Consider the following 12,559-nt stretch of genomic DNA (forward strand, 5'->3'; position numbering starts at 1 on the left):
GTCGTTCAGGGGAGGAAGGGCCGGTTGACCGCGGCGGCGATGCGCTGGTAGCCGGAGGCCGTGACCCGCACGAACACGTCGAGCAGCTTCGCCTCCCAGCCGATCAGCACCCGGCCGTGGCCCTTGCGCACGCCTTCGGTGATGGTCTGCGCGGCCATCTCCGGGGTGTGGATGGCCAGTTTCTTGTCGAACATGGACGCGGCCGACTTGCCGTCGATGCCCTCGGCGTAGGTGGCGTTGCGGGCCACCGCGGTCTTGATGCCGCCCGGGTGCACGCAGGTCACCTTGACCGGGTGCTTGCCGACCAGCATCTCCTGGCGCAGCGATTCGGTGAAGCCGCGCACCGCGAACTTGGCTGCGTTGTATGCGCTCTGGCCCGGCACGGCGATCAGGCCGAACAGGCTGGACACATTGACCACGTGGCCGTCGCCCGACTCGATGAGCATCGGCAGGAACGCCTTAGTTCCGTTGACGACGCCCCAGAAGTCGACATCCATGATCCGCTCGATGTCCTTGAACTCCGAGCGGATGACCTCGCCGTGGAACGCGATGCCCGCGTTGTTGTAGACCTGGTGCACCACACCGAAGTGCGCCTTCACCGCGTCGGCGTAGAGCAGCACCGCCTCGCGCTCTGCCACGTCGATCCGATCGGACTTGACCTTCGCCCCGAGCTGTTCGCAGCGACGGACGGTCTCGGCGAGGCCGTCGGTGTCGATGTCGGAGAGCGCGAGCTCGGCGCCGCGCGCGGCCAGGTTCTCGGCCAGCGCGCGGCCGATGCCGGAGCCCGCTCCGGTGATGACACAGACCTTGTTCTTGAAGTAAGCGTCGTTGCTCACGGGGATCACACCACTTTCAGTTCGCCGGGCGCGGTTGTCGTCGCGTAGGCGGAGACGTCGAAATTCTTTGTCAGCCTACGGAATTGGAAGGTGAAATCGGGCCACAGCGTCGTATTGTTGCCGTGCTTGTCCAAGTACCAGCTCGCGCAGCCGCCGGTGTTCCACACCGTCTTGCTCAGCTTGGCCTGCAGGTCCTTGTTGTAGGCGTCCTGCACTTCGCGGCGCACCTCGACGCTGCGCAGGCCGAGACGGTCGACGGTGGTGAGCGCGTCGGAGATGTAGTTGATCTGGGATTCGATCATGAACACCATCGACGTGTGGCCGAGACCGACGTTCGGGCCGAGCAGGAAGAACATATTGGGGAAGTTGGCGACCGCCGAACCCTTGTAGCCCTGCTGGCCGATCTCGTCGAAGACCTCGCTCAGCGTGCGGCCGTCGAGGCCGGTGATGGTCTCGTAGGTGGGCGAGTCGGTGACGTGGAAGCCGGTGGCCACGATCAGCGCGTCGATCTCGCGCTCGGTGCCGTCCTTGGTGACGATCGAGCCCGCGCGGATCTCGGCGATGCCGTCGGTGACCACGTCCACATTGTCGCGGCTCAGCGCGGGGTAGTACTCGTTGGAGATGAGCATGCGCTTGCAGCCGATGCGGAAGTCCGGGGTGACCTTCTTGCGTAGCTCCGGGTCACGCACCTCGTACTGCAGCTTGGCCTTGGCCAGCAGCTGGAAGCCCTGCATCAGCGCGGGGAACTTGGCCAGGCCGACGACCTGGGTCTCCCGGGCGGCGTAGATGGCCGCGCGGGACAGCCGCTGCACGCCGGGCAGGTACTTGAACGCGAGCTGCTCGGCCTTCAGGTACGGGCGGTCCATGCGGGGCAGCAGCCACGGCGCGGTCCGCTGGTAGACGTCCAGCTTGGCGACCCGCGGCGCGATGGACGGGATGATCTGGATGGCCGAGGCGCCGGTGCCGATGATGGCGACCCGCTTGCCGTTCAGGTCGGCGTCGTGGTTCCAGCGGGCCGAGTGGAAGATCTCGCCCTCGAAGGTGTTGATGCCTTTGATGTCCGGCTGGTTCGGCTCGCACAGCGCGCCGACCGCGGAGACGACCGTGTCGGCGGTGAAATCGCCCTTGCTGGAGGTGATTTCCCACCGCGCGGTGTCGTCGTTCCAGCGGGCGCCGGTCACGTCGCAGTCGAAGATGTGCTTGTCCAGCACGTTGTACTTCTTCGCCACGCCCTGGATGTAGGACTGGATCTCGCCCTGCCGGGAGAACGAGCGCGACCAATTCGGGTTGAGCGCAAAGGAATACGAGTACAGGTGCGAGGGCACGTCGCACGCGGCGCCGGGGTAGGTGTTGTCCCGCCAGGTTCCGCCGACATCGCCGCCGCGCTCCAGGACCAGGTAGTCGTTGCGACCCTGCTGACTCAGCCGGATGGCGAGACCCAGACCGGCGAAACCGCTGCCGATGATGATCGTCTTGGCATGGCGGACGGACCGGTCGCCGACAGCTTTGTCTGTAACCTTGCGACTCATGTAAGGGAGACTACGGTCTTATTGAGCAGCAGTCAACAGCAATTGAACCGCGTTCAGTAACATGAGTGCCGTGACCAGCAAAAGCTCCGGTGCAAACGGCAAGCGGACCCGGCTGAGCCCGGATGAACGCCGCCAGCAGCTGCTCGCGCTCGGCGCCAAGATGCTCGGTGAACGCACGATCGAGGAACTCTCGGTCAGCGAGATCGCGGCCCAGGCGGGGATCTCACGCGGCCTGCTGTTCCACTACTTCCCGACCAAGCAGGACTTCCAGCGCGAGGTCGTCCGGCACGCCAACGCCGAACTGCTGGAGCGGGTGGCGCCGGACCGGTCGCTGAGCATCTTCGACATGCTGCGCGATTCGATCGAGCGCTACGTCGACTACGTCAGCGAGAACCGCACGTCCTACCTGGCGCTCTTGCGTGGCCCGACCAGCGTCAGCCCCGACCTGGTGCCGCTGGTCGACCAGACCCGCGACGCAATCATCGGCATCATCCTCGCCGAGGCGCCGACTTCCGTCGACCCCGCCGCGAACCCGCGGCTCATGCTCGGCATGCGCGGGTGGGTCGCCTTCGTGGAGGAGACCACCCTCACCTGGCTGCGCACCGAGCCGATCACCCGCGAGGAACTGATCGACTTGCTGGTGGAATCCCTGCTCACGCTGGCCCTTGCCCTGAACCCGGAGCTCGCGGCGGCATTGCAGGGGTGAGTGGGGAGGCGATTCGGCCGGTCCACATCTCGCGCACTATCGCTTCGATGTCCCAGGTCGGCCGCCAGCCGAGTTCTTTTGCGGCGCGGGAACTGTCGCACACCAGTGTCGGCGGCTCCTGGGCGGCGGGGAGATGTTCGACCGGGATGGCGCGGCTGGTGATGCGGGACGTGAGAGCCACCAATTCGGCCACGCTGGTACCGATTTCGCTGCCGATGTTGTACCGGCGGCAGACGCCGAGGCCGGGCAGGTGCGCGATCGCCGCGGCGACGGCTCGGGCCGCGTCCTCGATGTGCAGGTAGTCGCGCGTCGCGCTGCCGTCGCCGTACACGCGCAGCCGATCGCTCGCCCCGGTCGCCACCGCCCGCAGCCGAGAAAGGATGCGTGTGTCGTCGGTGTCGGCGCCGCCGACCAGGTTGGACAGGCGCAGGACGGTCGCGGCCAGGCGGCCCGACGCGGCTTGCGCGGCGATGGCGGATTCCGCCGCCTGCTTGCTCGCGGCGTAGGGGTGCGGCGGCGCGTCGGGGACGTCCTCGGTCATCGGCTGGACATCGGTGGCGTAGATCGCCGCGGTCGACGCGAAGACCAGCTTCTCGATGCCCGCCTGCGCCATAGCGTCCAGCAGTGCCACGGTGCCGCCGACGTTGACCTGGAAATACGGCAGCGGGTCGGCGACGGAGTCCCTGGCGCGGGTGAGCCCGGCCAGATGACAGACGGCGTCGACGCCGCGGACCGCGACCGTAAGCGATTCGGGCTCTAGAAGATCCGCTACCCGGATTGCCGCTTCCGTTGGCGCGCGGACACTTTCGCGACGGACGAGCGCGACGACCTGATGTCCGTCCCGGCGCAGCCGCGCGGTGACGGCGCTGCCCAGGTAGCCGTTGGCGCCCGTGACCAGAATCCGCACGCCGCCCCCTCAGGCCAGGAACGGCGCCAGCTGCGGCACCGCCTCGACGGGGTGTTCGGCCTGGATCTCCTCGTCGATCGAACGGAACTCCCAACCCTGGTGCGCGCGAACGAGTTTGCCCGCGAGAAAACCGGTGTGCGCGTGGATCTTGCTGAGGTCGTAGCGGGCGATCTCGGTCTTCGTCATGCCGTCGACGACGCGGCAGAAGGCGTTCTCGATCTTCTCGAACGTCTGGCCGGTGTAGCAGGTCACCAGGAAGAACACGGTGGTGACCTGCGGGGAGATCCTGGTCAGGTCGAGCGTGATGATCTCGTCGTCGCCGTCACCCTCGCCGGTCGTGTTGTCGCCGAGGAGGCGGACCGACCCGTCCTGCGAGGTCAGCTGCTCGTGGTACACCACGTCGACGATCGCGTCCCCCGCGAAGAGCAGCGCCGACGCGTTCAAGTCGATGTCCTTCGTTTTCCCCGGCAACCACCGCCGCTTGGCCGCCGGATCCCATCCGGCAGCCATCTGTACGACAGCCAGGGAATCCCCACCCGAATTCGGAACCACTTCGCACCGATCCCTTCCACGGCGCGCCCCTCGCGCCACGCCACCACCCTAGGAGCTGACGCGTGTCTGCATCGCCACATCCGCTCCGGTGCCAGAGCGCCATTTCGTCCGACCACGTGTCCCGGTCATCCGCGGTCCTGTTCGTCGGGCCGCGCTACTGGTCCGGCACGGACGAGGCGGAGCGCAGGTGCGGAACTCCGGCCGCCGAGTGGCCGGGAAACGGCGAACGCCGGGGCGAAACCGGCTGGGGGACCAGCGGTTTCGCACCCGGCGTGCGAGGCAGCTAGAGGTTAGCTGGTGGGCGCGAACGCCTCCCCGACGATCTCCGCCTGCTCGACGGCGTGCACCTTGGACGAACCCGAGGACGGGGCCGACATGGCGCGGCGGGAGATGCGGCGGAGTTTGCCGAGACGCTCCGGGAGCAGCTCGGGGAGGTTGAGGCCGAAGAAGGGCCAGGCGCCCTGGTTGGCCGGCTCCTCCTGAACCCACGCGATGTCGGTCGCGTTCGGGTACCCCTCGAGCGCCTCGTTCAGGCGGAACTTGGGCAGCGGGTAGAGCTGCTCGATCCGCACGATGGCGATGTCCTCGCGCTTCTGCTTCGTCTTCTCGGCGACCAGCTCGTAGTAGAGCTTGCCGCTGGTCATCAGCACTCGCTTCACCTTGGCGCGATCGCCGACGCCCTGCTCGTAGGTGGGCTCGTCGAACACGGAGTGGAACTTGGACTCGGTGAAGTCCTTGAGGTCCGACACCACGGCCTTGTTGCGCAGCATCGACTTCGGGGTGAAGACGATCAGCGGACGACGGATGCCGTCGTGCGCGTGGCGGCGCAGCAGGTGGAAGTAGTTCGCCGGGGTGGACGGCACCGCGACGGTCATCGAGCCCTCCGCGCACAGCTGCAGGAAGCGCTCGATGCGGCCCGAGGTGTGGTCGGGGCCCTGGCCCTCGTGGCCGTGCGGCAGCAGCAGCACCACGTCGGAGAGCTGGCCCCACTTGGCCTCACCGGAGGAGATGAACTCGTCGATGATGGACTGCGCGCCGTTGACGAAGTCGCCGAACTGCGCCTCCCAGAGCACCAGCGCGTTCGGGTTGCCCAGCGAGTAGCCGTATTCGAAACCGACGGCGGCGAATTCGCTCAGCGCCGAGTCGTGCACCGCGAACCAGCCGGGCTTCTCGCTGCCGATGTTGTGCAGCGGGGTGTATTCCTCGGCGGTCTTGCGGTCGATGATCACCGAATGCCGCTGGGTGAAGGTGCCGCGGCGCGAGTCCTGACCGGTCAGGCGCACCGCGCGGCCCTCGTCGATCAGCGTGCCGAAGGCCATCAGCTCGGCGAAGGCCCAGTCGACCTTGCCCTCGTAGGCCATCTCGCGGCGCTTCTCCAGCACCGGCTTGACGCGCGGGTGCACGTTGAAGCCGTCGGGGACGTTGAGGAACGCGTCGCCGATGCGCTGCAGCACGGCCTTGTCGACCGCGGTCTGCACGGTCGCGGGCACCTTCTGGTCGTCCTCGACCGACTCGCTCGGCCCGGGCGGGAACTTCTCCAGTTCGCGGACCTCGTTGAACACGCGCTCCAGCTGGCCCTGGTAGTCGCGCAGCGCGTCCTCGGCCTCTTTGATGGAGATGTCGCCACGGCCGATCAGGCTCTCGGTGTAGCTCTTGCGCACCGAGCGCTTGGTGTCGATGACGTCGTACATGTACGGCTGGGTCATCGACGGGTCGTCGCCCTCGTTGTGGCCGCGACGGCGGTAGCAGATCAGGTCGATGACCACGTCCTTGCGGAACTTCTGGCGGAAGTCGACCGCCAGACGCGCCACCCAGTCGCAGGCCTCCGGGTCGTCGCCGTTCACGTGGAAGATCGGCGCGCCGATGAACTTGGCGATGTCGGTGGAGTATTCGGTGGAGCGGCTGTTCTCCGGCGAGGTGGTGAAGCCGATCTGGTTGTTCACCACGATGTGGATGGTGCCGCCGACCCGGTAGCCGCGCAGACCCGAGAGGTTCAGCGTCTCGGCGACCACGCCCTGGCCCGCGAACGCGGCGTCACCGTGCAGCATCAGCGGCATGACGGAGAAGCCCTCGGGGCCGTCGCCCTTGTCGAGCAGGTCCTGCTTGGCGCGGACCAGACCCTCGAGCACCGGGTCGACCGCCTCCAGGTGCGACGGGTTGGCGGTCAGCGAGACCTCGATCTCGTTGTCGCCGAACATCTGCAGGTAGGTGCCGCGCGCGCCGAGGTGGTACTTCACGTCGCCGGAGCCATGCGTGGCCGCCGGGTTCATATTGCCCTCGAACTCGGTGAAGATCTTCGAGTACGGCTTGCCGACGATGTTGGCGAGCACGTTGAGGCGGCCGCGGTGCGGCATGCCGATGACGACCTCGTCGAGCGAGTGCTCGGCGCTCTGGTCGATGACCGCGTCCATCATCGAAATGACCGCTTCGGCGCCTTCCAGCGAGAAGCGCTTCTGGCCGACGTACTTGGTCTGCAGGAAGGTCTCGAAGGCCTCGGCCGCGTTCAGCCGGTTCAGGATGTACTTCTGCTGGGCGACAGTCGGCTTGACGTGCTTCTGCTCGACACGCTCCTGGATCCACTGCAGCTGGTCGGTTTCCAGGATGTGCATGTACTCCACGCCGATGTGGCGGCAGTAGGCGTCGCGCAGCACCGAGAGCACGTCGCGCAGCTTCATCCGCTCTTCGCTGTGGAAGCCCGCGACGGCGAACTCGCGGTCCAGGTCCCACAGCGTGAGGCCGTGCTGGGTGACGTCGAGGTCCGGGTGGCTGCGGAACTTGTCTTTGATCAGGCGCAGCGGGTCGGTGTCGGCCATCAGGTGGCCGCGGTTGCGGTAGGCCGCGATCAGCTCGAGCACGCGCGAGCTCTTGTCGACGCCGCGCTCCTTGATGTCCTTGCGCCAGCGCACCGGCTCGTACGGCACGCCGAGGCCGTGGAAGATCTCGTCGTAGAACTCGTCGGAGATCAGCAGTTGGTGGATGGTGCGCAGGAAGTCGCCGGACTCCGCGCCCTGGATGATGCGGTGGTCGTAGGTGGAGGTCAGCGTCATCAGCTTGCCGACGCCGAGGTCGGCGACGCGCTCGTCGCTCATGCCCTGGAACTCGGCCGGGTACTCCATGGCGCCCGCGCCGATGATCGCCCCCTGACCGTTCATCAGGCGGGGCACCGAGTGCACGGTGCCGATGGTGCCCGGGTTGGTCAGCGAGATGGTGACGCCGGAGAAGTCCTCGGCGGTCAGCTTGCCCTCGCGGGCGCGCCGCACGATGTCCTCGTAGGCGGTGTGGAACTGCCCGAAGGTCATCTCCTCGGTGCCCTTGATGGCCGCGACGACCAGCGAGCGGTTGCCGTCCTTGCCCGGCAGGTCGATGGCCAGGCCGAGGTTGGTGTGCGCGGGGGTGACCGCGTTCGGCTTGCCGTCGATCTCGGCGAAGTGCCGGTTCAGGTTCGGGAACGCCTTGACCGCCTGCACGATGGCGTAGCCGAGCAGGTGGGTGAAGGAGATCTTGCCGCCGCGGGTGCGGGCCAGGTGGTTGTTGATGACCAGACGGTTGTCGATCATCAGCTTGGCCGGGATGGCGCGCACCGAGGTCGCGGTCGGGATGGCCAGCGAGGCGGCCATGTTCTTGGCGACCGCGGCGGCGGCGCCACGCAGCACCTTCGCCTCGTCGGCCGCCTCGGCGGGCTTGGGGCCGCCGGAGGTCGGCGCCGCGTTCGAGGTCGGCGCCGGAGTGGTCTGAGGGGCGCGCGCGGTGGCCTTGGCCGGAGCCGCGGGCTTGGCGGCCGGAGCCGCGGGCTTGGCGGCCGGAGCGGGAGCCGGTGCGGGCGCGGGCTTGGCGGCGGCCGGGGCGGGCTTCGCGGCCGGGGCAGGCGCGGGAGCCGGGGCGGGCGTCGCGGGAGCCGGGGCGGCGTTCGAGGTCGGCGCGGCGGACTGCGAGTTGGTGGCTTCGCCGCTCGCTTCGGGGGTGTAGTCGGCGAGGAACTCGTGCCAACTCTCATCGACCGACGATGGATCCTCTTTGTACTTCAGATACATCTCGTCGACTAGCCACTGGTTCTGTCCGAACTGGGAAGTTGAGCTGCTCACAGCAGGTGTTCGCCTCATTTCGTTCTTCGCGCTGCGACGTTTGTGACGTGCCCGGCATGGGGATCAGCGGATGCGCGCCGATGGACCCTCTGTCGAGGATATGCCCAGCAGCAAATCGACGAAGCTACCCACCACCGGACAGACCCAAACTCTTCTGTGCAGACTCGTCCGGGTCCGAGAATATTCCTCCGGTCTCGCGGGCCGCCGTCCAGAGTCGGGTATAAGTTCGGCCGGCCGCGAGCAGGTCCGCGTGGGTGCCGAATTCCGTGATCCGGCCGCGCTCGACGACCGCGATCCGATCGGCCCGCGCGGCCGTGCCGAGACGATGCGCGACGACCACCGTGGTGCGTCCTCGGGTCAGCGATCTGCTCGCTACCAGCACGGACGCCTCGGTCTCCGGGTCAAGCGTCGCGGTGGCCTCGTCGAGCAGCAACAAGTCGGGACCGACCAGTTCGGCCCGGGCCAGCGCGATCAACTGCCGCTGTCCCGCCGACAGCCCGCGCCCGCGTTCGCCGACCGGTTGCCGCAGTCCGAGGGGCAGCGCGGCGATCATGTCGGTCGCGCCAACAGCCGCGGCCGCGGCGCGGATCTCCGCCTCTGTTGCGGAAGGTTGTCCGAATGCAATGTTGCTGGCGACGTCGCCGGTGAAGAGGTGAGCTTCTTGGGGGACGATGCCGAGCCGGGAACGGTAGTCGGCGAGGCGGTATTCGCGGATGTCCACGCTGTCGACGACGATCGCCCCTCGCGACCTCTCTTCGGTGAGCCCGGCATCGCTCGGCGCGGCGGCGGAGGCGGCGGCGGATTCCGTGCCCGCGTCGAGAGTCGAACGCGGCAGGTCGTAGAGGCGGGCCAGCAGCTTGACGATCGTCGACTTGCCCGCGCCCGTCGGCCCGACCAGCGCCAGCGTGGACCCGGCCGGAATGCGCAGGTCGATATCGTGCAGCGCCGGGTTCTCGGTCCCCGGATAACGGAAGTGCACGTGATCGAGCGCGACCTCGCCGCGCAGACCGTCGGTGATCGCCACGGCGTCCGGCGGATCCGCCGCGATCGACGACGGGGTGCGCAGCAGCTCGCCGATCCGGCGCAGACCGACCCTGGCCTGCTGGTAGCCGTCGAAGACCTGGGACAGCTGCGTGATCGGCCCGAACATCAGTTCCAGGTAGAGCACGAAAGCGACCAGCGTGCCTGCCGTCGTCGCACCCACCGCGACCTCGCGTGCGCCGACGAACACCACCGCGGCCAGCGCCAGATCGGCCCAGGCGATGACGAAGGCGAAGTACAGAGCGATCGCCCGCTGCGCCCGCATCCTGGCATTGCGATAGCGCTCGGAGTATTCGGCGAACCGCCGCGCGGCGCGGGGTTCGTGCCGGTTGGCCTGCACCGCGCGCAGGCCGGTGACGTTCTCCTGGAAATCGGCGTTCACCGTGGAGACGCGTTCCCGTGACACGGTGTACGCGGTGGAGGAGACGCGCCGGAACAACACCGTCGTCACGACCAGCGGCGGCAGCGCCAGCAGCGCGACCACGGCCAGCGAGACGTCGATGACCAGCAGCGCCACCACGATGCCGAGCAGGGTGAGCGCGCCGATGAGGGTGGTGGCCACGCCCGTCTGCAGGAAGCTGGACAGCGCGTCCACGTCGGTGGTCATCCTGGTCATGATCCGGCCGGACAGTTCCCGCTCGTAGTAGTCGAGGCCGAGCCGCTGGAGATGCGCGTAGCTGCGCACGCGCAGGCCGTAGAGGACGCGCTCGCCGGTGCGCGAGGTGAGCACGATAGTCGTGGCGCCGACCGCGAAACCGGCCGCGACCAGCGCGACGCCGAGCGCCCCCGCGATCCGCAGCGCGTCGGGCTGCCCGGCGCTCACGCCGGTGTCGATGGCGTAGCGCACCAGCGCGGGGAAGGCGACGCCGACGAGCGCGTCCAGTGCGAGCAGGCTCACCACGGTCAGCACCAGGAGGCGGACCGGGCGCAGCAGTCGCGCCAAACGGAAACCGGGATCGGGCTCGCGCAACTCGCGGTCGTCCAGGCCGGGTTCTTCGGTGGCGGGCGGCAACAGCTCGATGGTCCGGCGCAACTCGGGGGTTTCGGCCAAGTCGGCCGCCGCGCCGAAGCCGCCGCCCATCCGGCCCGCGACCCGGGGTGCGCGGGCCGATTCGCCGGGTTCGTCCGTCGCGGGTGGCGGCTGGGCCGGCGCGGGCAGGCGGATCACCCGGTCGGCGTGGGCGAGCGTCGATTCGCGGTGCGCCAGGATGATCGTGGTGCGGCCGCCTCGGTCGGGCAGCGTGTCGAAGATGGCGGCTTCGGTGACCGCGTCCACCGCCGAGGTGGCGTCGTCGAGGACCAGGACGCGCGGGCGGGCGAGCAGCACCCTGGCCAGCGCGATGCGCTGGCGCTGGCCGCCGGAAAGGGTGAGGCCGCGCTCTCCGACGACGGTGTCGTATCCATCCGGCAGTTCGCCGATGAACTCGTCGGCGGCGGCCAGCTTGGCGGCCTGCCTGATCTCGGCGTCGGTGGCGTCCGTCCGGCCGAGCGCGATGTTGGCGGCGATCGTGTCGGAGAACAGGAACGGGTCGTCGAACACCACGCCGACGGCGGCGCGCAGGTCGGCGGCGGCGACGTCGGCGATGTCCACCGGTGACTCGGCGGGTCCGGCTCCGAAGAGCCGGATGCGTCCGGCGTCGGGCGCGTAGAAGCGCGGCAGCAGCAGCGACAGGGTCGTCTTGCCCGAACCCGCCGGGCCGATGATCGCGACCGTCTCGCCAGGGCGCACGGTCAGGTCGAGATCGCGCAGGATCGACAAGCCGGGGTCGAATCCGAAAGTGAGCGAGTCGATCTCGACGCCCAGTGGGCCGTCCGGCAGCGCGGCGGGTGCGGGCGGGTCGGCGATCACCGGCGCGGTGTCGATGACCTGGAAGACGCGTTCGGCGGCGGCCCGGGTGAGTTGCGCCAGGATGACCACCGAGGACATGGCGCGGGTGGCCGAGGTCATGGTGGCCACGTAGGCGGCGAAGGCGAGGAAAGTACCGAGCCCGATCGAGCCCTCGAGCGCGAGCCACCCGCCGAAAGCGATCACCCCGACCAGCCCGGCCTGCGGAATCGCGGCCACCACCGGCGCGAAGCGGGCATCCACCCGCGCGGCGCGCATGCGTTCGGCGTAGAGCTTGCGGCCGTGTCCTTCCAGCACGTCGACCATTCGGGCTTCCTGCCCGAAGCCCTTCACCACCCGCACCCCGGTGACCGTCTCCTCGACGTGCTGGGCCAGGTCGGCGGCCCGCTGCTGGGCCGACCAGGTCGCCGCGAACAGCCGCGGCCGCATCCGGTACACCACCGCGGCGATGCCTGGCACCACCAGCAGGGCGACCACCGCCAGCGGCGGCGAGAGCCACAGCATCACGCCTGCGGCGAGCAGGAACTGCAACAGCGCCATCCCGGAGAGCGGCACCATCGCGAGCAGCCCCTGAACCAACTGGAGGTCCGTGATCGACCGGGAGACCACCTGTCCCGTGCGCAGCGCGTCCTGACCCGCGCCGTCCAGTCGTTGCAGCGAACCGAGCAACCGCACCCGCAGGCCGTGCTGGACGTCGAGCGAGAGCCTGCCCGCGAGCAGCCGCCTGCCGAACGCGGCGCCGAACCGTCCGGCGGCGAGCAGCGCGAGCAGGGCCGCGATCACCCCGATCACCCCGGTGTCGCCGACGCCGGCCGCGTCGACCGCGCGCTTGGTGAGCAGCGGTGCGGTCACCTCCACCAGCGCGCCCGCCAACACCGCGGCCAGGACGCCCGCGATGGTGCCGGGATGCGACCTGCTCTCGTCCCACAGCCGCCGTATCCAACCCCGCCCCGTCGTGCTCCGCTCAGTCAATTGCGCTGTTCACCGTCCGCTCCTTGAACTCCCTCGTCAGCCTGCGCACGGCCGGAGGTACGCCTTCGAAGGTAATGACGCGCGGCGA

The 12,559-nt window shown here is 68.8% G+C and carries 7 protein-coding genes; 1 reads left to right on the forward strand and 6 read right to left on the reverse strand.

The genetic code is table 11. From position 1 onward, the window contains the following. Positions 1 to 5: 5 nt before the first annotated feature. Both ACRWNM_RS14630 and ACRWNM_RS14635 read right to left on the reverse strand, forming a co-directional pair. Positions 6 to 836 (reverse strand): SDR family NAD(P)-dependent oxidoreductase, encoded by an 831-nt coding sequence (locus ACRWNM_RS14630; RefSeq protein WP_431967623.1) that lies wholly within the window; start codon positions 834 to 836, stop codon positions 6 to 8. Positions 837 to 841: 5 nt separating this feature from the next. Next, a complete protein-coding gene (locus ACRWNM_RS14635; protein WP_431967625.1) occupies positions 842 to 2,365 on the reverse strand; it encodes a flavin-containing monooxygenase in 1,524 nt (507 codons plus the stop codon). A gap of 61 nt (positions 2,366 to 2,426) precedes the next feature. Here ACRWNM_RS14635 and ACRWNM_RS14640 point away from each other — a divergent pair, with 61 nt between their 5' ends. Next, positions 2,427 to 3,071 (forward strand): TetR/AcrR family transcriptional regulator, encoded by a 645-nt coding sequence (locus ACRWNM_RS14640; protein WP_431967627.1) that lies wholly within the window; start codon positions 2,427 to 2,429, stop codon positions 3,069 to 3,071. On the opposite strand, the gene ACRWNM_RS14645 is transcribed toward ACRWNM_RS14640, so the two are convergent. The 4 genes from ACRWNM_RS14645 to ACRWNM_RS14660 form a co-directional block, all read right to left on the reverse strand. Next, positions 3,019 to 3,978: an NAD-dependent epimerase/dehydratase family protein gene (locus ACRWNM_RS14645; RefSeq protein WP_431967629.1), complete on the reverse strand. Its 960-nt coding sequence runs from the start codon at positions 3,976 to 3,978 to the stop codon at positions 3,019 to 3,021. The genes ACRWNM_RS14640 and ACRWNM_RS14645 overlap by 53 nt on opposite strands. A gap of 9 nt (positions 3,979 to 3,987) precedes the next feature. After that, positions 3,988 to 4,569: a TerD family protein gene (locus tag ACRWNM_RS14650; protein WP_431967631.1), complete on the reverse strand. Its 582-nt coding sequence runs from the start codon at positions 4,567 to 4,569 to the stop codon at positions 3,988 to 3,990. A 251-nt stretch (positions 4,570 to 4,820) separates the two neighbouring features. Next, positions 4,821 to 8,630: a multifunctional oxoglutarate decarboxylase/oxoglutarate dehydrogenase thiamine pyrophosphate-binding subunit/dihydrolipoyllysine-residue succinyltransferase subunit gene (locus ACRWNM_RS14655; protein WP_431967633.1), complete on the reverse strand. Its 3,810-nt coding sequence runs from the start codon at positions 8,628 to 8,630 to the stop codon at positions 4,821 to 4,823. A 106-nt stretch (positions 8,631 to 8,736) separates the two neighbouring features. Further along, positions 8,737 to 12,471: an ABC transporter ATP-binding protein gene (locus ACRWNM_RS14660; protein ID WP_431967635.1), complete on the reverse strand. Its 3,735-nt coding sequence runs from the start codon at positions 12,469 to 12,471 to the stop codon at positions 8,737 to 8,739. Between the last annotated feature and the right edge of the window lie 88 nt (positions 12,472 to 12,559).

Origin of the sequence: Nocardia sp. bgisy134, assembly GCF_965341865.1 — a bacterium.
GTDB lineage: Bacteria > Actinomycetota > Actinomycetes > Mycobacteriales > Mycobacteriaceae > Nocardia.

What these genes read in the sequence shown, in the direction of transcription:
- ACRWNM_RS14640 (WP_431967627.1), top strand. Translation starts at nt 2,427, where the DNA reads ATGAGTGCCGTGACCAGCAAAAGCTCCGGTGCAAACGGCAAGCGGACC.
- ACRWNM_RS14635 (WP_431967625.1), bottom strand. Translation starts at nt 2,365, where the DNA reads ATGAGTCGCAAGGTTACAGACAAAGCTGTCGGCGACCGGTCCGTCCGC.
- ACRWNM_RS14655 (WP_431967633.1), bottom strand. Translation starts at nt 8,630, where the DNA reads ATGAGGCGAACACCTGCTGTGAGCAGCTCAACTTCCCAGTTCGGACAG.